Annotated in this window: 21 protein-coding genes, 2 tRNA genes and 2 pseudogenes; 16 read left to right on the forward strand and 9 right to left on the reverse strand. The window is 43.8% G+C overall.

Annotation, left to right across the window (positions count from 1 at the left end; genetic code table 11):
- Nucleotides 1-101 precede the first annotated feature (101 nt).
- A tRNA-Asp gene (locus ACQEXU_RS15925) sits at nt 102-178 on the forward strand.
- A gap of 35 nt (nt 179-213) precedes the next feature.
- Nucleotides 214-290, forward strand: a tRNA-Trp gene (locus tag ACQEXU_RS15930).
- A gap of 367 nt (nt 291-657) precedes the next feature.
- On the opposite strand, the gene suhB is transcribed toward ACQEXU_RS15930, so the two are convergent.
- Nucleotides 658-1,461: an inositol-1-monophosphatase gene (suhB, locus tag ACQEXU_RS15935; protein ID WP_427011573.1), complete on the reverse strand. Its 804-nt coding sequence runs from the start codon at nt 1,459-1,461 to the stop codon at nt 658-660.
- A gap of 176 nt (nt 1,462-1,637) precedes the next feature.
- Between suhB and trmJ the strand changes: the two genes are divergently transcribed.
- The 11 genes from trmJ to ndk all read left to right on the forward strand — a co-directional run bounded on the left by trmJ (nt 1,638) and on the right by ndk (nt 10,027).
- Nucleotides 1,638-2,363, forward strand: a complete 726-nt coding sequence (gene trmJ / locus ACQEXU_RS15940) for a tRNA (cytosine(32)/uridine(32)-2'-O)-methyltransferase TrmJ (protein ID WP_427011574.1) — start codon at nt 1,638-1,640, stop codon at nt 2,361-2,363.
- A 119-nt stretch (nt 2,364-2,482) separates the two neighbouring features.
- A complete protein-coding gene (iscR, locus tag ACQEXU_RS15945) occupies nt 2,483-2,989 on the forward strand; it encodes a Fe-S cluster assembly transcriptional regulator IscR (protein ID WP_367988287.1) in 507 nt (168 codons plus the stop codon).
- 31 nt (nt 2,990-3,020) lie between these two features.
- Nucleotides 3,021-4,235 carry an IscS subfamily cysteine desulfurase gene (locus tag ACQEXU_RS15950; protein ID WP_427011575.1) on the forward strand — a complete coding sequence of 405 codons (1,215 nt, stop codon included), beginning with the start codon at nt 3,021-3,023 and terminating at the stop codon, nt 4,233-4,235.
- A 39-nt stretch (nt 4,236-4,274) separates the two neighbouring features.
- Nucleotides 4,275-4,658, forward strand: coding sequence for a Fe-S cluster assembly scaffold IscU (gene iscU, locus ACQEXU_RS15955; RefSeq protein ID WP_239837389.1), 384 nt, complete (start codon nt 4,275-4,277; stop codon nt 4,656-4,658).
- Between the two features lie 67 nt (nt 4,659-4,725).
- Nucleotides 4,726-5,049 carry an iron-sulfur cluster assembly protein IscA gene (iscA, locus tag ACQEXU_RS15960; RefSeq protein WP_427011576.1) on the forward strand — a complete coding sequence of 108 codons (324 nt, stop codon included), beginning with the start codon at nt 4,726-4,728 and terminating at the stop codon, nt 5,047-5,049.
- Nucleotides 5,050-5,104: 55 nt separating this feature from the next.
- Nucleotides 5,105-5,620, forward strand: a complete 516-nt coding sequence (gene hscB, locus ACQEXU_RS15965) for a co-chaperone HscB (protein WP_005424897.1) — start codon at nt 5,105-5,107, stop codon at nt 5,618-5,620.
- Between the two features lie 21 nt (nt 5,621-5,641).
- Complete coding sequence (gene hscA / locus ACQEXU_RS15970; protein WP_427011577.1) at nt 5,642-7,495, forward strand: Fe-S protein assembly chaperone HscA; 1,854 nt, start codon at nt 5,642-5,644, stop codon at nt 7,493-7,495.
- Between the two features lie 13 nt (nt 7,496-7,508).
- Nucleotides 7,509-7,847: an ISC system 2Fe-2S type ferredoxin gene (fdx, locus tag ACQEXU_RS15975; protein ID WP_005424889.1), complete on the forward strand. Its 339-nt coding sequence runs from the start codon at nt 7,509-7,511 to the stop codon at nt 7,845-7,847.
- Between the two features lie 45 nt (nt 7,848-7,892).
- Complete coding sequence (iscX, locus tag ACQEXU_RS15980; protein WP_367988292.1) at nt 7,893-8,087, forward strand: Fe-S cluster assembly protein IscX; 195 nt, start codon at nt 7,893-7,895, stop codon at nt 8,085-8,087.
- Between the two features lie 150 nt (nt 8,088-8,237).
- Complete coding sequence (gene pepB, locus ACQEXU_RS15985; RefSeq protein ID WP_427011578.1) at nt 8,238-9,533, forward strand: aminopeptidase PepB; 1,296 nt, start codon at nt 8,238-8,240, stop codon at nt 9,531-9,533.
- Nucleotides 9,534-9,598: 65 nt separating this feature from the next.
- Nucleotides 9,599-10,027: a nucleoside-diphosphate kinase gene (gene ndk / locus ACQEXU_RS15990; RefSeq protein ID WP_367988294.1), complete on the forward strand. Its 429-nt coding sequence runs from the start codon at nt 9,599-9,601 to the stop codon at nt 10,025-10,027.
- 48 nt (nt 10,028-10,075) lie between these two features.
- Here the strand turns inward: ndk and csdA are convergent, their stop codons facing one another.
- From csdA to ACQEXU_RS16010, 4 genes are all read right to left on the reverse strand, one after another.
- A complete protein-coding gene (csdA, locus tag ACQEXU_RS15995; protein WP_427011579.1) occupies nt 10,076-11,287 on the reverse strand; it encodes a cysteine desulfurase CsdA in 1,212 nt (403 codons plus the stop codon).
- Nucleotides 11,281-11,886: a DJ-1 family glyoxalase III gene (locus ACQEXU_RS16000; protein WP_427011580.1), complete on the reverse strand. Its 606-nt coding sequence runs from the start codon at nt 11,884-11,886 to the stop codon at nt 11,281-11,283. Before ACQEXU_RS16000 ends, csdA begins: the two co-directional genes overlap by 7 nt.
- Complete coding sequence (gene panE, locus ACQEXU_RS16005) at nt 11,883-12,773, reverse strand: 2-dehydropantoate 2-reductase (protein WP_427011581.1); 891 nt, start codon at nt 12,771-12,773, stop codon at nt 11,883-11,885. The genes ACQEXU_RS16000 and panE overlap by 4 nt, the downstream gene beginning before the upstream one ends.
- Before the next feature lie 110 nt (nt 12,774-12,883).
- Nucleotides 12,884-13,684 carry an outer membrane protein OmpK gene (locus ACQEXU_RS16010; RefSeq protein ID WP_367988298.1) on the reverse strand — a complete coding sequence of 267 codons (801 nt, stop codon included), beginning with the start codon at nt 13,682-13,684 and terminating at the stop codon, nt 12,884-12,886.
- A 346-nt stretch (nt 13,685-14,030) separates the two neighbouring features.
- On the opposite strand from ACQEXU_RS16010, the gene ACQEXU_RS16015 reads away from it, so the two are divergent.
- The 3 genes from ACQEXU_RS16015 (at nt 14,031) to ACQEXU_RS16025 (ending at nt 15,925) form a co-directional block, all read left to right on the forward strand.
- A complete protein-coding gene (locus ACQEXU_RS16015; protein ID WP_427011582.1) occupies nt 14,031-14,606 on the forward strand; it encodes an LON peptidase substrate-binding domain-containing protein in 576 nt (191 codons plus the stop codon).
- Nucleotides 14,607-14,669: 63 nt separating this feature from the next.
- Nucleotides 14,670-15,254: a sigma-70 family RNA polymerase sigma factor gene (locus tag ACQEXU_RS16020; protein ID WP_427011583.1), complete on the forward strand. Its 585-nt coding sequence runs from the start codon at nt 14,670-14,672 to the stop codon at nt 15,252-15,254.
- A complete protein-coding gene (locus tag ACQEXU_RS16025) occupies nt 15,251-15,925 on the forward strand; it encodes a ChrR family anti-sigma-E factor (RefSeq protein WP_427011584.1) in 675 nt (224 codons plus the stop codon). The genes ACQEXU_RS16020 and ACQEXU_RS16025 overlap by 4 nt, the downstream gene beginning before the upstream one ends.
- Nucleotides 15,926-15,997: 72 nt before the next feature.
- On the opposite strand, the pseudogene ACQEXU_RS16030 reads toward ACQEXU_RS16025, so the two are convergent.
- The 4 genes and pseudogenes from ACQEXU_RS16030 to ACQEXU_RS16045 form a co-directional block, all read right to left on the reverse strand.
- Nucleotides 15,998-17,029 (reverse strand): annotated as a pseudogene (locus ACQEXU_RS16030) (AmpG family muropeptide MFS transporter); the annotation flags it as partial.
- Between the two features lie 486 nt (nt 17,030-17,515).
- Nucleotides 17,516-17,863 (reverse strand): annotated as a pseudogene (locus ACQEXU_RS16035) (AmpG family muropeptide MFS transporter); the annotation flags it as partial.
- A gap of 59 nt (nt 17,864-17,922) precedes the next feature.
- Entirely contained in the window at nt 17,923-18,468 is a 546-nt protein-coding gene (locus ACQEXU_RS16040) for a peptidylprolyl isomerase (RefSeq protein WP_427011585.1), read from the reverse strand.
- A 2-nt stretch (nt 18,469-18,470) separates the two neighbouring features.
- Entirely contained in the window at nt 18,471-19,040 is a 570-nt protein-coding gene (locus tag ACQEXU_RS16045; RefSeq protein ID WP_367989137.1) for a YajG family lipoprotein, read from the reverse strand.
- Between the last annotated feature and the right edge of the window lie 3 nt (nt 19,041-19,043).

Consider the following 19,043-nt stretch of genomic DNA (forward strand, 5'->3'; position numbering starts at 1 on the left):
CAGAAGTGAAACGAATTAGCGCCGATGGTAGTGTGGGGCTTCCCCATGTGAGAGTAGGACATCGCCAGGCTTTAAATTTAGACTTTAAGTCTAACCAGTGCGGAGCGGTAGTTCAGTTGGTTAGAATACCGGCCTGTCACGCCGGGGGTCGCGGGTTCGAGTCCCGTCCGCTCCGCCACTTATTCGAGAGTCGTCTCATAAAATACGAAACTTAGGGGTGTAGCTCCAATTGGCAGAGCAGCGGATTCCAAATCCGCGTGTTGGGAGTTCGAATCTCTCCACCCCTGCCATATTTAAGGCCTTAGTCGAAAGACTAAGGCCTTTTTGCTTAAACCGCTAACTTCCATTCTTTCTGCTTCGCTTTTTCTCCAAGAGTATACCTTTCGGAACTGCATCAAAATATCTGCATACGGCTAGTTACTTTGATACTTGTTGTGTTGTTGAAATAATTCAACCTAGTTACATGAAAGAGATTCAGAAAATTTTACAGCTAAAGTAAGTTTTCAACTTTTTTCCCACCAGAACTCGTGCATATATAGAAGTCACTTCCTGTTTTCTGCGAATCAGAAAATGTAGGAGTTTCATTTACAAGTCGTGTAGTACAAAAAAGCCCACTCTAATTAGTGGGCTAAGAATTCAGCTGTGACGGAGTTAGTATTATTTCAAAATAGCATTGTTGCCGTTTTCACGAACATGTTTTAGTAAGTTTTTAACGCCGCGTGCGCTAGATGCTACAACGTTACCTGACTTCATGTATTCTGTGCCACCAGCAAAATCGGTAACAATTGCACCAGCTTCACGAGCAATTAGCTCACCAGCTGCAATGTCCCATGGTTTTAAGCCAAGCTCAAAAAAGCCATCTACACGACCTGATGCTAGGTAACATAAATCAAGTGCCGCAGAGCCTGTGCGACGGAAATCGGCACAATCAACGAACAAAGAAGATAAGATCTTAAAATAAGATTCAGAATGCTGCTTTTGTTTGAATGGGAAGCCAGTTGCTAAAACAGTGCCTTGAAGATCTTTTACTTCTTTCACACGGATGCGAGCATTATTAAGCTGAGCACCGGCACCGCGCTGCGCAGTAAATAGTTCATTCAGCATAGGATCGTAAACACAGGCTACTTCTGTTTTGCCTTTCAGGCGTACAGCGATAGAAACAGAGAAGTGAGGCAAACCTTTAACAAAGTTTGTAGTGCCATCCAGTGGGTCTATGATCCATTGCACGTCTGAGTCTTTACCTTCAATAAGGCCGTTTTCTTCGGCGATGATGCTGTGATCAGGGTAAGAGTTTTTGATCACATCAATAATGATTGCTTCTGCTTCTTTGTCTACGTTAGTTACAAAGTCATTAGTGCCTTTCTGAGTAGATTCAATTTTCTCAGAGTTTTCAAGTGATTTAGCAATATGATTGCCTGCTTTTCGTGCAGCACGAATAGCAATATTTAGCATAGGATGCATAGAAATTTCCCAACGGATGTTAAAGAACAGAAAAACGGGCGCAGTATACACATACTCTACTCAAAATGGAAGTGATGTTTTTTTGAACTTTCAATCGGTGAATTATCATAGGACCTGACTATTTTAGTCGGGTATGTGGTAAGATTCTGCGGCTTAATTTGTACTGGAACTATCACATGCTAGACAACGTAAAAGTCGTACTCGTAGGAACTTCTCACTCTGGAAATATTGGCTCAGCAGCAAGAGCGATGAAGGTGATGGGGTTAAGTCGTATGGTGCTTGTTGACCCACAATGTGAAGTCGATGCTCAAACAGTAGCGCTTGCCGCTGGTGCTAGTGAAATTGCTTTGAATGCAACGGTCGTGTCGACGTTACAAGAAGCGATTGAAGATTGTAATCTAGTGGTTGGTTCGAGTGCTCGCTCTCGGACATTGGAATGGCCAATGTTAGAGCCTAGAGAGTGTGGTAAAAAGTTCGTTGAGTTTGGTAAGTCCTCAAATGTTGCTTTAGTTTTTGGGCGGGAAAGAACAGGACTGAGTAATGATGAATTACAAATGTGCCATTATCATGTTTGCATACCTGCAAACCCTGAATACAGTTCACTTAATTTGGCAATGGCAGTACAAACATTAAGCTATGAAATAAGAATGGCATTTTTGGAGGATCAAGCGGCTGAATATCCAGTTCAACCAGAGCATGATTACCCAAGACATAAAGAGCTCGAACTTTTTTATGCACACCTTGAAAAAGTGATGCTCAATACCCAGTTTTTAAAAGAGCAACAGCCCGGAAAAGTCATGAATAAGATTCGTCGCTTGTTCAGTCGTGCTAGACCAGAGAGCCAAGAGCTCAATATTTTACGAGGCATTCTAACTGCAATAGAGCGTAAGATATCGAACTAACTAATCCATATTAATTTAATGGTTAAATACCTGACTAATTTAGTCAAATAAATACTTGACCAATTTATGTGGTTATGAAAAACTTCATAGTACATAAACGATGTGGATACGGGTGAGTTATGAGACTTACATCTAAAGGAAGATATGCTGTTACAGCCATGCTGGACGTTGCGTTACATTCACAGCAAAGCCCAGTACCTCTTGCTGATATTTCTGAACGTCAGGGAATTTCTCTTTCATACCTAGAACAACTGTTTTCTAAGTTGCGTAAAGCAGGCTTGGTTGCGAGCGTTCGAGGCCCTGGTGGTGGTTACCGCTTAGGTGCAGAAGCAGATACAATTGCTATCGGAACAGTGATCGCGGCTGTAGATGAGTCGGTTGATGCAACTAAATGCAACGGTAAGGGTGATTGCCAAGGTGGTAGTCGCTGTTTAACGCACACTTTGTGGCGTGATTTAAGTTCTCGAATCAGTGGTTTTTTGAACAACATCACTTTGGGTGAACTGATGCGAGATAACGAAGTCCTTGAAATTTCAGATCGTCAAGATGTTGATTTGGCGATCAATCATGGGTTGGCAAATAAAAAAATCAACACCGCACCCATTGGTGTAAATGCCCGCTCGTAATGCGGTCAGTGTTTTTACATTGGAGTAGAGAATGAAACTGCCTATTTATCTAGACTATTCGGCAACATGCCCTGTGGATCCTCGTGTTGCTGAGAAAATGGTTCAGTACATGACGATGGATGGTACCTTTGGTAACCCAGCATCTCGTTCACATCGTTACGGCTGGCAGGCAGAAGAAGCAGTAGATACCGCTCGTGAACAAATTGCAGACCTCCTAAATGCAGATCCTCGCGAAATTGTATTCACATCTGGAGCGACAGAGTCTGACAACCTTGCTATTAAAGGTGCAGCACATTTTTACTCTAAGAAGGGTAAACACGTAATCACTTGTAAAACAGAGCATAAAGCGGTACTTGACCCATGTCGTCAACTAGAACGCGAAGGCTTTGAAGTGACTTACCTAGAGCCAGAATCAAACGGTCTGATCGATCTAAACAAACTTCAAGCAGCAATGCGTGAAGACACTGTTTTAGTATCAATCATGCACGTTAACAACGAGATTGGTGTCATCCAAGACATCGCTGCAATCGGCGAGCTATGTCGTGAACGTAAGATTGTTTTCCATGTGGATGCTGCACAGTCTGCGGGCAAACTACCAATCGATGTTCAAGAATTGAAAGTTGACCTAATTTCACTGTCTGCGCACAAAGTATACGGTCCTAAAGGCATTGGCGCACTTTACGTACGTCGTAAGCCTCGTATCCGTCTGGAAGCGCAAATGCACGGTGGTGGTCATGAGCGTGGCTTCCGTTCAGGTACACTTCCAACTCACCAAATCGTGGGTATGGGTGAAGCGTTCCGTGTAGCGAAAGAAGACATGCAAAAAGATTACGATCACGCGCTAGCACTTCGTAACCGTCTTCTAGATGGCGTTAAAGATCTAGAAGCAGTAACGGTGAACGGTGACCTAGAACAGCGTGTTCCACACAACCTAAATGTGAGCTTTGCATTCGTAGAAGGCGAATCGCTATTGATGTCACTGAAAGACCTAGCCGTTTCTTCTGGTAGTGCTTGTACATCAGCGAGCTTAGAGCCATCTTACGTTCTTCGTGCACTTGGTCTAGATGACGAATTAGCGCACAGCTCAGTACGTTTCTCATTTGGTCGTTTCACGACTGAAGCAGAAATTGATTATGCAATTGAACAAATCCGCGTAGCCGTTACAAAGCTACGTGACATGTCTCCTCTATGGGATATGTACAAAGAAGGGATTGATTTGAGCACTGTTGAATGGGCTCACCATTAATCATTCCAAGGAAAGGTAGAGGATTCGAGGTAATTTATCATGGCATATAGCGAAAAAGTAATTGATCACTACGAGAACCCACGTAACGTTGGTTCGTTCGATAAAGAAGACCCAGCAGTAGGCAGCGGCATGGTTGGCGCGCCAGCTTGTGGTGACGTAATGAAGCTTCAAATCAAAGTGACGCCAGAAGGCATCATTGAAGATGCGAAATTCAAAACATACGGTTGTGGTAGTGCAATCGCTTCAAGCTCTCTTGTAACTGAGTGGGTTAAGGGTAAGAGTATTGATGAAGCGGCAGCGATTAAAAATGCTGAAATTGCAGAAGAGCTTGAATTGCCACCAGTGAAAGTACACTGCTCAATTTTGGCAGAAGATGCGATTAAAGCAGCGGTTGCTGACTACAAGAAAAAACACCAAGATTAAGTAATCTGTATATAATGGGAGCCGTGCTCCCATTCCGAAACGTAATTTAGACAGACTAAGGTGCAGTATGGCCATCACAATGACAGAAACAGCGGCAAGTCGCGTAAAAGCATTCCTAGATAACCGAGGTAAAGGGATCGGTTTGCGTCTTGGAGTGAAGACGACAGGCTGTTCCGGTATGGCTTATGTACTTGAGTTTGTTGATGATCTAAATGAAGAAGACGAAGTATTCGACCACTCAGGTCTGAAGATCATCATTGATAAGAAAAGCCTAGTATACCTAGACGGTACTGAGCTGGATTACGTTAAGGAAGGGTTGAATGAAGGCTTTGAGTTCAACAACCCGAACGCGAAAAGTGAATGTGGTTGTGGTGAAAGCTTCAACGTCTAATTGATTGTCCTTCTGGGCAAACGAGTCCAGAAGGCTTTACTAGGACCCGATCTTAATGAATCACTTTGAATTATTTGGGCTACCAAGTCAGTTTCAGCTGGATGGTAGCCTTCTTTCTTCTCAGTTCCGAGAACTACAAAAACGCTTCCACCCAGACAATTTTGCGACCGCCTCTGAGCGCGATCGCTTGATGGCTGTCCAAAAAGCAGCGCAAATCAACGATGCGTATCAAGTACTTAAGCATCCTATCTCTCGCGCTGAATACATTCTGGCAGAAAACGGCACAGAAATTCGTGGTGAGCAACAAACCATGCAAGATCCTATGTTCCTAATGGAGCAAATGGAACTGCGTGAAGAACTGGAAGACATTGCTGACAGCTCTGATCCTGAATCAGCGCTTTTTGACTTCGATTCTAAGGTCAGCAAAATGTACAAACAGCATTTGGCGAGTGTAGAACAAGAACTTGATCAAGGTCTTTGGGCGGAAGCTGCAGACCGAGTTCGTAAACTCAAATTCATTGCCAAGCTAAAGAACGAAATTGAACTGGTTGAAGATAAACTCCTCGGCTAGTTAGCGCGACAAGGACCCATCATGGCACTACTTCAAATCGCAGAACCGGGCCAAAGCTCGGCACCTCATGAGCACAAGTTAGCAGCGGGTATCGACTTAGGTACCACCAACTCTTTGGTTGCATCTGTTCGCAGCGGCGACGCAAAAACACTGACAGATGACCAAGGTCGTAGCATTTTGCCGTCTGTGGTGAACTACGCACAAGATACGGCGTTAGTTGGTTACGAGGCCAAAGCAAAAGCAGAGCAAGAACCAGAAAACACCATTATTTCAGTAAAACGTCTGATTGGTCGCTCACTAAAAGACATTCAAGCTCGCTACCCATCTTTGCCTTACCAATTTAAAGAAAGCGACAACGGTCTGCCTATTCTGCAAACTGCGCAAGGTGACAAGAACCCGATTGAAGTGTCTGCCGATATTCTTAAATCACTAGGCAAACGTGCTGAAGAGACACTAGGTGGTGAGTTAGCTGGTGTGGTTATTACTGTTCCTGCTTACTTTGATGATGCTCAACGTGCTGGTACAAAAGATGCGGCGAAATTGGCGGGTCTTCATGTACTGCGTCTGCTTAACGAGCCGACAGCTGCAGCGATCGCTTACGGTCTAGACTCTGGTCAAGAGGGCGTGATTGCGGTTTACGATCTAGGTGGTGGTACATTCGATATCTCTATCCTACGTTTGTCGAAAGGTGTATTTGAAGTATTAGCAACAGGCGGTGACTCTGCGCTAGGCGGCGATGATTTTGACCACCTATTAGCGGATTACCTAATGGAGCAAGCTGGCCTAGAAGCACCACTTTCTGCTGAGAAAAACCGTGCACTACTGAACATTGCAACAGCAACTAAGATTGCTTTTTCTGAGCAAGACAGCGTTGATGTTGATGTATTTGGCTGGGAAGGCTCAGTGACTCGTGAGCAGTTCGAAGATCTGATTCGTCCGCTAGTGAAGAAAACCCTGATGTCTTGCCGTCGTGCACTGAAAGATGCAGATGTGGATGCGGAAGATGTACTTGAAGCTGTTATGGTCGGTGGTTCAACACGCACATTGCTTGTTCGTGAAATGGTTGGTGAGTTCTTCAGCCGTACACCACTGACGAGCATTAACCCAGATGAAGTTGTTGCAATAGGCGCGGGTATCCAAGCAGATATCCTAGCGGGTAACAAACCTGACTCTGAAATGTTGCTTCTGGACGTTATTCCTTTGTCCCTTGGCATTGAAACCATGGGCGGCTTGGTTGAGAAAATCATTCCACGTAACACCACCATCCCAGTGGCTCGCGCACAAGAATTTACGACGTTCAAAGATGGTCAAACGGCAATTAGCGTGCACACCGTACAAGGTGAGCGAGAAATGGTGGATGACTGCCGCTCACTGGCTCGTTTCTCATTGAAAGGCATTCCACCAATGGCGGCTGGTGCTGCACACATTCGCGTGACGTACCAAGTGGACGCTGATGGCCTGTTGTCTGTCACCGCGATGGAAAAGAGCACGGGTGTCCAAGCTGAAATCCAAGTGAAACCTTCTTACGGCCTAAGCGATGATGAAGTAGCAAATATGCTGCGTGACTCGATGACTTACGCGAAAGAAGATATGCAATCTCGCGCACTGGCTGAGCAGCGCGTAGAAGCGGACCGTGTGATTGAAGGCTTGATTGCAGCGATGCAAGCTGATGGTGATGAACTACTATCAGACCAAGAGAGACAAGACCTAGTAAAAGTGATTGAAGCGCTGATTGAACTGCGCAACGGCGAAGATGCGGACGCCATCGAGCAAGGCATCAAAGACACCGACAAAGCAAGCCAAGATTTTGCGTCACGCCGTATGGATAAATCGATTCGAGCTGCACTGTCAGGTCAGTCAGTTAATGATATATAAGAGATAAGTAGTTATGCCTAAGATTATTGTATTACCACACGAAGATTTGTGCCCAGAGGGTGCAGTGTTGGAAGCAAACACTGGTGACACCGTTCTAGACGTAGCACTAAAAAATGGCATTGGTATCGAGCATGCATGTGAAAAATCATGTGCATGCACTACCTGTCATGTGATCATTCGTGAAGGTTTTGATTCGCTAGAAGAGAGTGAAGAGCTAGAAGACGACATGCTAGATAAAGCATGGGGTCTGGAGCCTGAGTCTCGCCTTGGATGCCAAGCGAAAGTAGCGGATGAAGACTTGGTTGTAGAGATCCCTAAATACACGCTAAACCACGCATCAGAAGATCACTAATACTATCTCCCCAATATAAGGGATGAAGCAAAAGGAAGACGAGCAATGAAATGGACAGATTCACGCGACATCGCGATTGAGCTTTGTGATAAGTTTCCTGATTTAGATCCTAAAACTGTACGTTTTACCGATCTCCACCAGTGGATCATGGAACTAGATGAGTTTGACGATGAGCCAAGCCATTGTAATGAAAAGATTCTAGAAGCGGTTATTCTGTGCTGGATGGATGAGATGGACTAGAAATCTCACAGAGTTAACAAATTTTACTAAAAGAAACGGACCTTCGGGTCCGTTTCTTTATCAAATTGACATTTTAACCCTACATAATGCTAACATCCGTTAGTTACTACAATAATGGCGACAAAACGCTAATTAAGACAAGGAGAAACCATGTCTACACAGATGTCGGTATATTTAAGCCAAGAAGCGGCGGCTGCCCAATGGGGCGATAAAGCTATTCTATCTTTCAACGAGAGTGGGGCAACGATCCACCTTGGGGAAGGTCATGATCTCGGTGCGATTCAACGTGCTGCGCGCAAGCTTGAAGGGCAAGGCATTCAAGCGGTATTTTTGGCGGGTAATGGCTGGGACTTAGAAACAGTTTGGGCATTCCAACAAGGGTACCGAGCGCCAAAGAAAAAGGCGACACTAGAGTGGACAGCGTTAAGTGAAGAAGACGAAGCTGAACTGAAGGCTCGCATTAGCGCGACAGAATTTGTTCGCGATATCATCAATAAGCCAGCTGAAGAAGTTGCACCACGTCAGCTTGCAACCATGGCTGCTGAATTTATTAAGTCTGTTGCACCTGAAGGCACAGTGACAGCAAAAGTTGTAAAAGATAAAGACTTACTTACCGAAGGGTGGGAAGGTGTTTATGCGGTAGGTCGTGGCTCTTCACGCACGTCAGCCATGCTGCAGCTAGATTTTAACCCAACGGGTGATGAAAACGCGCCAGTATACGCATGTTTAGTGGGTAAAGGCATTACGTTTGATTCAGGTGGTTATAGCATTAAACCATCTAACTTTATGACCGCGATGAAAGCTGACATGGGCGGTGCGGGTACTATCACTGGTGGTTTAGGGCTTGCGATCATGCGCGGTTTAAATAAACGTGTGAAACTGATCCTTTGCTGTGCTGAGAATATGATCTCTGGCCGTGCACTTAAACTTGGTGACATCATTACTTATAAAAATGGTAAGACGGTTGAGATCATGAATACCGATGCGGAAGGTCGATTAGTATTGGCTGACGGTCTTATCTACGCAAGTGAACAGAAGCCTGAGCTGATCATTGATTGTGCAACGCTAACAGGGGCTGCGAAGAATGCTTTGGGTAATGATTACCATGCATTAATGAGTTTTGATGAGGAGCTCTCTCACCAAGCTCTTACTGCTGCAAATCATGAGAAAGAAGGGCTATGGCCATTGCCATTGGCTGATTTCCATCGTGGTATGCTGCCTTCAAACTTTGCTGACTTGTCTAATATTAGCTCTGGTGATTACTCACCTGGTGCAAGCACGGCTGCGGCATTCTTGTCTTACTTTGTTGAAGATTACAAGAAAGGCTGGTTACACTTTGACTGCGCAGGCACGTACCGTAAGTCAGCGTCTGATAAATGGGCAGCTGGCGCGACAGGCATGGGCGTACGGACTCTGGCTCGCATTCTTACAGAACAAGCTAAATAAAAGCTTTGAGCAGCCTGAAAGGGCTGCTTACTATAACTACAAAGACTGAAGTAAAAGGATACCTTATGGCTCTAGAAAGAACTTTTTCTATTATCAAGCCCGACGCTGTAGAACGTAATCTTATTGGTGAAATCTATCACCGTATTGAACAAGCCGGATTACGTATTATCGCTGCAAAAATGGTTCATTTAACGGAAGAACAAGCCAGTGGTTTTTACGCTGAACATGAAGGAAAGCCCTTCTTTGACGATCTAAAAGCCTTTATGACCTCTGGGCCGATCATGGTTCAAGTACTTGAAGGTGAAAATGCGATAGCGAATTATCGTGAGCTAATGGGTAAAACCAACCCGGAAGAAGCGGCGACAGGTACGATTCGTGCGGATTACGCATTGAGCATGCGTCATAACTCAGTCCATGGTTCAGATAGCCCAGTATCTGCAGCAAGAGAAATAGAATACTTTTTCCCTCAAGCTGAAATTTGCCCACGCAAATAATCACAATGCATAAAGAAGAAGCCTCAGCAACTGCTGAGGCTTTTTGTTTTATAGCATGTCAGCTGCTTTGTTGACGGCATTGATGAACTGAGCAACATCTTCTTCAGTATTGTAAGGACCAAACGATACTCTGATGGTACCAGAAAGGCCAAGCGCATCCATTAAAGGGTGGGCGCAATGATGTCCGGCTCTAACTGCAATACCTTGTTGATCCAGTAATGTGGCCATATCTTGATGATGAACCCCATCCATCACAAAGGTGAGCACTGAAGCATTGGCCTGATAGCCAATAACCTGAATGTCTTCAATTGAAGAGAGGGCATTATATGCTAGTTGCTGAAGGTGATGTATATGACATTCTACGTCTGCTTGATCATATTGTTGATACCAGGCGATGGCTGAACTCAATGCAATGGCACCGGCAACATTAGGGGTGCCTGCTTCAAACTTTCCCGGAAGTTGTGAGAAGGTTGTTTTTTCAAACGAGACTCGCTCTACCATCTTGCCACCGCCGTGCCAAGGCGGCATGGATTCTAACAACGCTTGTTTGCCATACAGTACACCAATGCCTGTGGGAGCATAGAGCTTATGACCTGAGAATACGTAAAAATCGGCATCGAGATTGTGTACATTAATGTGTTCATGAACAATGCCTTGAGAACCGTCAATCACTGCAATCGCACCGTATTGGTGCGTAAGCTCAATAATTTTCTCGATTGGTAAGCGCGTTCCGGTCACATTGGTAATATGAGCCACTGCCACGATACGTGTTTTTTCTGAAAGTAACGAGTGAAAGGCATTCAGATCAAAACAACACTCTTTTGTCATCGGGATTTTGATGACTTTCGCTCCTGTTTGTTCGGCGACAATTTGCCAAGGTACGATATTGGCATGATGTTCCATTTCGCTAACCAGTATTTCATCACCAGCTTGCAGGGTGTTTCTGGCATAAGTTTGCGCGATCAGGTTTAACGCTTCAGTTGCCCCTCGTGTCCAGATGATTTCTTTACTGCTTATTGCCCCGATGAAGTCGGAAACATGGCTGCGAGCAGCCTCAAATTCAGTGGTTGCATGAGCGGTGAGGCTATGGCTACCTCGATGCACGTTTGCATTTTGACGGCTGTAGTACTGAGTGATGGTGTCGATCACTTGTTGGGGTTTTTGGGTTGTAGCTGCGCTGTCTAGGTAAACTAAAGATTGCCCGTTCACTTGCTGAGCTAAGGCTGGAAACTGCGCTCTAATTGCTTTTACATCTAGCATACTTCGTCACCCAACTTGTGATATTGCAGGGTCGGGATAGTAATCATAGGTTCTGCAACTGTCCAAGCATGCTGTTTTCCTGAAAGGCGAATGATGATCTCCATTGCGAACTCAAGTGCCGTTCCAGGGCCTTGGCTTGTGATCAGGTTATGGTTAACGTCAATAGTCACACGCTTCACCCGCCATTTCTGCTCAGGGATGTGAGATTGAAAACTTGGATGACAGGTCATTAGTGCATCAGGGTAAAGATGGTGATGTTGAAGAACCAACGCGGGCGCGGCACAGATTGCTGCCACTAATTTCCCTTCGTACATTTGTTGGCGAACAATCTCAACCAAAATGGTGCTATCTCTAAACGTTTCCGAACCACCGACACCACCAGGAAGTACAATCGCATCAAACTCATCATCTGCGATATCTACGAGTTTACAGTCAGCGGTTAGAGTGACGCCACGAGAAGCTTTCATTGTAAGTTTGCCGTCGGAATCAGCACTTGCAACGACGACATCATAACCTGCGCGAACCATCATATCGATAATGGTGACGGCCTCCATCTCTTCAGTTCCAGAGGCAATAGGGACGAGAATTTTCTTACTCATGATTCTTTCCAACTGTTTTCTATTTGTTTGATGCGGTTATACAAGTCGCGGTTTTTTGGTGTTTCAATATGATGTTTGTCAGCTTGCTGCAGCATGTACCCAGTAATGAAGTCAATTTCAGTTTGACGTTGATGAGCAATATCTTGCCTCATTGAAGAGTAGTTCTCGCTGGTGGCTTGTGCGACATTCAGTATCGTTTCAAGTAGCTCTTTAGGGTTGGTGTCGATGTGTTCAAGCATCATGACTTCAACCAACTCTTGAGTGAGATCTCGAAGTGTTGTTCGCCATTTTTCTTGAGTCAGTTGACCATTCTTAAATTGATGGATACCCGTTAATGGATTGATGGCGCAGTTGATCGCCAGTTTCGTCCACAATGCTTGGCGAACATCTTGATTCCAACTGACAGGCGCCAAAGCGTGTTGGAATACCTCGGCTAAAAAGTTGCATTGCTTACCTAACGAGTTATAGCCACCGAGCTGGGTATGACCTGCTCCTGTGTGATGAACCTGCGATTTAGTCGATTTATAGGCTCCATGCGTAGTAGTTGCAAGAATAATGGGATTCTTTGGTAGCAACTGTGCGACGATCTCTGCTGTGCCCATTCCATTATGCATAAGAGTAATTATGGTATCACTGTGTAGCCATGGGATTAGTGGTGTGATCGCTGTTTCTACTTGCCATGCTTTAACGGTCACTAGAAGGAGATCTGCTTGAGAAAGCGATTGGGTACTGCGGTGAGCAAACACTTCTGGTTGGTTTTGATCTAACTGTACTAATGCTGTCTCTGACTGAGACGTACCCCAAAGAGAAACTTGGTGCCCTGCGTGTTTAAGTTTGAACGCCCACAGTGAGCCAATGGCTCCTGGGCCTAGAATGACAATATTCACCCAATGTTCTCGGTAAAAAGCTTTGCAGCAAGGATAATGGGTGGAATTGGGAAAGCAAATAAAAATGGCGCTAAATAGCGCCATTTAAATGTGGTTTTTATTCTACTTGCTTAGAACTTGTAAGTTACTGCAACGTAGTGGCCAAAGCCTGTTGATTTGAAACCGTCACTATCTTTGATACCGTATACGTCTTTGTATCCTTTCAAACCGTAACCTACAGCGAAGCGGTCTGAGTGCCAGTAGATACCATTAAACATCGCACCACCGTTACTCGCTGTTGAGTACTCATCCTTCATGCCAAATTGGTAATCAATGTAACCTTGGTAAGAAATGAATGAACCATTTTCGAAGAAGTAGAAAGGTTTAAACCAGTTTGTCGAGATCTGGAAACCATTCCAATCTTTACGGTTACCATCGTAGTTTCCGTATAGGTTTAGGCCAATTTTGCCTAACCAAGGCACATTTACGTCAGAGCCAATACCAACTTTTTGGTTGTTTACTGAGAATGGGTTTGTTTTGTAGTCAGTACCATCCCATTCAAATAGCGTTGCAACGTATACTTCTTGAACTGGACCAAATGAAAGATCTGCACCAGTTAGAGCATCTAGCGACATACGCGGTGCAAACTTCATAAAGATTTTTGGATCGCCAGCTTTATCGCTACCTTTATCTGAAGTTAGGTTAAATACATCAACGTAACCGTATAGATCGAAGATACCTGAACGACCACCAAACTCCATTTCTAAATAGTCATGGCTTGACTCGCCTGGTAGCTCATCGAAAGCACCCATAAGGTTAAACTGAAGCCACTTGTAATCGTTTTTGTGGATATCGCCGTCTGAGTAGTCAGCAGCTAGAGCTGGTGCAGAAGTTGCTGCAAGCAGGCTAAGAGCTAAAAGTGATTTACGCATAAGGGAACTCTCTATGTCTGTTTATTTTACATTTAGCTAACCTATGTCGTGGGTTGCACATTGGCTGCTATTTATTGTCTGCGGCGAATAATATCGATAAAAATCTCAATTTGAAGTGCTATAGAGTGTAAAAAAATCTAAAACGAGTGATCGTAGTCACATTGTTGATATTAAAAATGAGTCAAATGCAAGGTTTCAGTGATTTGCACACAAAGTGATATGGGTATCGTTTACGCAAGCGTTTACTTGATTTTTTATGTTTATCGAATAACCAACATTTCTAGTTAGTGATCTCTTTGTCTCTTTCAACGTACATGTTACTGAAAGGTTGTATTTTGGAGTGTTCATGACAGAAATAATGCTATTTCCTATCAACGCAATTGTATTACCGGATGGTGTTGTAAAGCTGAGAATATTTGAGTCTCGCTATCTACGTTTAGTAAGAATAGCCTCAATGTCAGCAGCAACTTTTGGTGTTTGTTTGTACGATGTTGAAGAGCAAAACATCTCTAAGGTTGGGACCTTGGTTAGGATTGTCGATTATGAATGGCTTTCTGGTGGGGTCTTAGGGTTATCTGTTGTGGGCGAGCAGCGATTTGAAATTGAAACTCTTCGTCATGATTACGATGGATTACGTTGGGGAAAAGTAAATTATTTGCCTTCCTGGTCAATGCAGAGTGATGCTCTGAGTTATGCGCCATTAGTGCAAAAGTTGGAAGCCTTGTTTATCAATATTCCACAGCTTGCTCAGCATTATGATGAAAGACGTTTTGATGATATTAGTTGGGTCGTCCAACGTTGGCTAGAGTTACTGCCATTAGCTAAGAAAGAATCTGAGCGCCTATTAAAAGAAGAGGATGGTACTAAAGCGTTGGAGTATGTGATGAATGCGGTATCTGATAAAAATTGCAGATTAAATTGATCGTTTTTTTTAGGGGCGCGTATTCTAATAATAAGAATGATAAGTTCGCATTGAGGTGCCTAGATGGAAAACAAAGAGCCAACGAACTTTTCCAAAGCAGACTGGATTGAGTGTATGGAGCGAGTGAAGTCCAAAGACAAGCATGCCTTTGAGCTTATATTTCGTTTTTTTGCTCCCAAGTTAAAGAGTTTTGCTTTCAAACAGCTGAGAAATGAACAAGTCGCAATAGAGTTGGTACAGGAGTCATTGGCGATTGTGTGGCAGAAAAGTCATCTATTTGATGGTAACAAGAGTGCGTTGTCGACTTGGATTTATACTATCGTCAGAAATCAATGTTTTGACACATTACGTAAACAGAAAGGTTCAGCCTCTTTATTGTTAGCTCAAGATATTTGGCCTGAAGATGTGAGCCCTCCTGAAATGGTAGAGCTCTACACGCCAGAACATGATCTAATGAAAGAACAGGTGGTCAAATTTTTGCAAACACTACCAGAAGCACAAAGACAGGTTGTGGAGGCGGTTTACTTGGAGGAGTTGCCTCATCACGCTGTTGCTGAGCGATTTGATATTCCAGTTGGTACGGTGAAGTCTAGGTTGAGGTTGGCCGTGGAAAAATTAAGGCATTCGATAAAGGTGGGTCAGTTATGAATCATCATCCAGACAAACACTTGTTACAAGCTTATGCTGAGGGTTCTATTGATGCTGCCAACGGTTTTGCCATTGCTATTCACCTAGAAACCTGCCCGCAATGTAAAGCGATTGTGGCTCAAGCTGAGGAGTCGTTGGCAAAACAGTCTTTAAGCCTAGATAGCGGCCTCAAGAGTGAGTTGGATCGTTCGTTTGATAATATGCTGAGTCAGATCACGGCATTACCTCAAGAAGAGGTTGGTAGGGTTCTCCTAGAATCTCCACCTGAGGTAGAAGTTAACGGTAAGTCTTTTCATTTGCCTCGTGCATTGAGCCGTTTTACTGATCAACTCGGCAGTTGGCGAAGCTATGGTGGGCGCGTTTATAGTTCCGCAATTGATATTGGTGAGAAAGCTCGGGTAAGCCTGTTGTACATCGGCGAAGAGGTTCAAATCCCCCAACATACGCACAAGGGAGTCGAATCGACATTGATACTTCATGGTGGTTTCAGTGATGAAGATGGGCATTATGAAGCGGGTGATTTTATTGTTCGAGATACGCGCATTGTGCATTCACCATATACAAGCGTCGGGGAGGATTGCTTATGTTTAGCGATTTTGACGGAACCGATGCTATTTACTCAGGGTGTTGCGCGTATTTTCAATCGATTTGGTAAAGGAATGTACCCTTAATAAGGTATACAACAGGCATATTAAGTGAAATAAAAAGGGTTGCACTAGTGCAACCCTTTTTTAATGAGATGGCTAGTTAGTTGTTTCCTGAGAAGAGAGTTTAGCTTCTTCATCTGCAGCGTTGGCTTTGGCTTTCTCTAGCATGTTGGTAAAGTAATGTCGTAGCGAGTACAACATGATTAGGCTAGGTATCACCATCAATGCGGTTAAGATGAAGAAGGTTGACCAATCATTGAGGTAATCAACGAGCTCACCACTGAATGACGCCAATGTTGTTCGACCAAAGTTCCCTAAGGAAGCTAATAATGCATATTGTGTTGCAGAGAAGGCTTGCCCAGTAACTACTGTTAAGAAAGAAACAAAGGCCACGGTAGAAAACGCAGAGGTAAAGTTATCGACAACTAAAGTCGCTAAGAATAGCTGCTCATTCGGTCCTACGTTGGCAATCCAAGAGAACATCAGGTTACTTGCTGCCATTGCAATGCCGCCAATCATCAAACCGCGAACAATACCGAATTTCACGTTGACCATACTGCCTAATAACGTAAATAGAATGGTTAGTCCCCATCCAATCAACTTGGAATAGTAGCCAATTTGTTCGTTTGAAAAGCCGATTTCTTTATAGAATGTTATCGACATTCGGCCAAGGAAAGCTTCTCCAATTTTAAATAGGAAAACAAACAGCAGTAGCGTAAGGGCGACACGGAAGCCATTTCTTCTGAAAAAGTCCAAAAATGGTTCAGCAACGGTTACGGTTAACCAAGCGATCACTCGATTTCCAACGACATCCGAGTGGCGCTTTTCTGCTTGTTGTTGTAATGCATCTCGCTGTGTTTTTGGTTCGCCTACAAGTAAGGTGAACACCATCAATAAGCCCACAATGGCAGCCATGCCGTAGTAAACTCCATTCCAGCCGATGGAATCAGCATTAATAAACGCCAGATAACCGGGTAGTGAGTAACCTGTCCACCAACCAATTACAGCCATAGCTGAGGCTTGAGGAAGTTTCGAAGGTTCAGATTTAGGGAAGGTGTCGATACGGAAAGCATCAATGGCAATATCTTGTGTTGCGGAGGCTATTGCTAACCCCAGTGCAATTAAGGACAACGTAAGAATAACGGAGTTATCTACCAGTACAGAACCCGCATTTTTTGTTTGTAAAAACTGTTTATCTTCATCAGTATTGGATGCAGAAATATCATGCTTTGTTATTGGTAAATAAATACTTTTTTCTTCATTTAAATGTTTTAAATGAATGTCATTTATTTGTGTATGGCCTACACCAAAAAAAGTAAGCTGTATAGAGTCTATTGCAGCTTCTGGTAAGGTATCTAGAGTTTGTTTGATTGATTGTTCTGATAACGATAGAGGGATCTGGCTTCTATATATTTCATCAGTACCAGCTTTTAAGATTAAGGCAGCACTTTCAAAGCTATTGTTGTGGGTCGAAAGTGACAAATACTCATAATCTTTTAGGTTAAATGTTTCTCCTTCAGGAGCTTTCCAGAAAACTGTTGAGTCATTGTATTTCCAATGCTCTCTGTTAGTCAAAGAGATCGAAGAGTTTGATTCCGATGTACTGTAGCTGATACTGGGGCCAACGATAGCCATAGCTACTGTAGATAACAGCATTACTAACTGCATAGAGAAAACCCAGCTACGTCTTTGCCCAAGTACAGCGTGTAAAACAGGAAGCTTTACGCGATCCACTAAAGGTGCCCATAGAAAGTTAATGGCATAAACGGCAAATACACTACCAAAGTAACCAATCGCAGCGCGTGTTAATCCCGCATCTTTTAGCCAGCCAGACATATTGGAGCCGATGAGTACCCACGGGAAGCCACTGGAACAACCCAACATGAAGACCCACAGCAAGCGTTTATCCATGTAGCTGCGAATCGTCTCAGCCCAAGATAAAGAAGAAGAGCTTGAAGACATAAACAAGTCCTTATTTATAAAAATAGAAAAGGCTCTGTATCGTTCAGAGCCTTGATGAGTTACTTAAGTACCGTTGCATTGATAATAATAATGGGTTGAACCGGTACATTCTGATAGCGACCCACATTATGCGTTGGTTTGGTGGCCATTTGTTTTACAACATCAAAACCTTGAGTCACTTTACCAAAAACAGCGTAACCGGGAGGCTGTTGGTCATAGTCAAGAAAGGTGTTGTTATTGTAGTTGATGAAAAACTGGCGGGTTGCGGAGTCAGGATCGTTGGTGCGAGCCATCGCAACAGTAGCAACTTCGTTTTTTAGTCCATTTGAAGCTTCATTTTTAATTGGAGCATAAGTTTTTAACATCTTCATGTCTTTATCAAAACCACCACCTTGAGCCATAAATCCTGGAATTACACGATGGAATTGGCTACCAACATAGCTACCATCTTTAACGTATTTAAGGAAGTTAGCGGCTGTTATCGGGGCTTTTTCACTATTTAATTCGACAACAAATGGTCCAAGGTTTGTTTCAAACATCACTTTAGGGCCAGCCACAGCCAGCTGGCTGACAAGAGCCAGAGAAGCAATCAGTAATTTCCACATATTTAGAAGCGCTCACTCATGTAGTTTTGTAATTCGCGATCATTGGCTACTTCTTTGAGTACAAGGTTAGCCACGTCATTTAGCACTTCTTCGATATCATCGTTTGAAGCACTTAAAGCTCCATTGCGTTTACCTGTACCAGTGTAAGTCTTTACTAACTTGCCAGCAGGTGTTTCAGCGGTGACTTCGAGAACGATTTTCGCATCCATTTGATTCTCCATCACTGAATGCTTAACTGTCACTAACGCTTCTTGAACTTCAACTTCAATTGAATTCTGGCTACTTACTGTGCTGTGGAAGCCTTGAGACTGAAACAGTTGTTGAAGCGCGTTTTCTAACGTAATGCGAATATTTTGTTTTGCATGGATCGGCTCAATGTTAGAGCGACCACTGTCAACCAAAGCGACATATTGAGCCGCGCGTACATCTTTACTGGTTAAAGAATACGTTTTGCCTTTAACTAAGCTGTTTGTGCTCAGCTCGGCTTGAGGCATAAAATTAACTTGCTCTTGTTGTGGAGCGGAACAAGCTGTAAGTAGAACCATTGACGCAGCGAGAACCAGTTTTCTCATCAT

This window comes from Vibrio sp. TRT 21S02 (assembly GCF_050113675.1).
Lineage (GTDB): Bacteria > Pseudomonadota > Gammaproteobacteria > Enterobacterales > Vibrionaceae > Vibrio.

Excerpts from the sequence above, each read along its gene's own strand:
- suhB (WP_427011573.1), bottom strand. The coding sequence starts at position 1,461 with ATGCATCCTATGCTAAATATTGCTATTCGTGCTGCACGAAAAGCAGGC.
- trmJ (WP_427011574.1), top strand. The coding sequence starts at position 1,638 with ATGCTAGACAACGTAAAAGTCGTACTCGTAGGAACTTCTCACTCTGGA.
- iscR (WP_367988287.1), top strand. The coding sequence starts at position 2,483 with ATGAGACTTACATCTAAAGGAAGATATGCTGTTACAGCCATGCTGGAC.
- ACQEXU_RS15950 (WP_427011575.1), top strand. The coding sequence starts at position 3,021 with ATGAAACTGCCTATTTATCTAGACTATTCGGCAACATGCCCTGTGGAT.
- iscU (WP_239837389.1), top strand. The coding sequence starts at position 4,275 with ATGGCATATAGCGAAAAAGTAATTGATCACTACGAGAACCCACGTAAC.
- iscA (WP_427011576.1), top strand. The coding sequence starts at position 4,726 with ATGGCCATCACAATGACAGAAACAGCGGCAAGTCGCGTAAAAGCATTC.
- hscB (WP_005424897.1), top strand. The coding sequence starts at position 5,105 with ATGAATCACTTTGAATTATTTGGGCTACCAAGTCAGTTTCAGCTGGAT.
- hscA (WP_427011577.1), top strand. The coding sequence starts at position 5,642 with ATGGCACTACTTCAAATCGCAGAACCGGGCCAAAGCTCGGCACCTCAT.
- fdx (WP_005424889.1), top strand. The coding sequence starts at position 7,509 with ATGCCTAAGATTATTGTATTACCACACGAAGATTTGTGCCCAGAGGGT.
- iscX (WP_367988292.1), top strand. The coding sequence starts at position 7,893 with ATGAAATGGACAGATTCACGCGACATCGCGATTGAGCTTTGTGATAAG.
- pepB (WP_427011578.1), top strand. The coding sequence starts at position 8,238 with ATGTCTACACAGATGTCGGTATATTTAAGCCAAGAAGCGGCGGCTGCC.
- ndk (WP_367988294.1), top strand. The coding sequence starts at position 9,599 with ATGGCTCTAGAAAGAACTTTTTCTATTATCAAGCCCGACGCTGTAGAA.
- csdA (WP_427011579.1), bottom strand. The coding sequence starts at position 11,287 with ATGCTAGATGTAAAAGCAATTAGAGCGCAGTTTCCAGCCTTAGCTCAG.
- ACQEXU_RS16000 (WP_427011580.1), bottom strand. The coding sequence starts at position 11,886 with ATGAGTAAGAAAATTCTCGTCCCTATTGCCTCTGGAACTGAAGAGATG.
- ACQEXU_RS16010 (WP_367988298.1), bottom strand. The coding sequence starts at position 13,684 with ATGCGTAAATCACTTTTAGCTCTTAGCCTGCTTGCAGCAACTTCTGCA.
- ACQEXU_RS16015 (WP_427011582.1), top strand. The coding sequence starts at position 14,031 with ATGACAGAAATAATGCTATTTCCTATCAACGCAATTGTATTACCGGAT.
- ACQEXU_RS16020 (WP_427011583.1), top strand. The coding sequence starts at position 14,670 with ATGGAAAACAAAGAGCCAACGAACTTTTCCAAAGCAGACTGGATTGAG.
- ACQEXU_RS16025 (WP_427011584.1), top strand. The coding sequence starts at position 15,251 with ATGAATCATCATCCAGACAAACACTTGTTACAAGCTTATGCTGAGGGT.
- ACQEXU_RS16040 (WP_427011585.1), bottom strand. The coding sequence starts at position 18,468 with ATGTGGAAATTACTGATTGCTTCTCTGGCTCTTGTCAGCCAGCTGGCT.
- ACQEXU_RS16045 (WP_367989137.1), bottom strand. The coding sequence starts at position 19,040 with ATGAGAAAACTGGTTCTCGCTGCGTCAATGGTTCTACTTACAGCTTGT.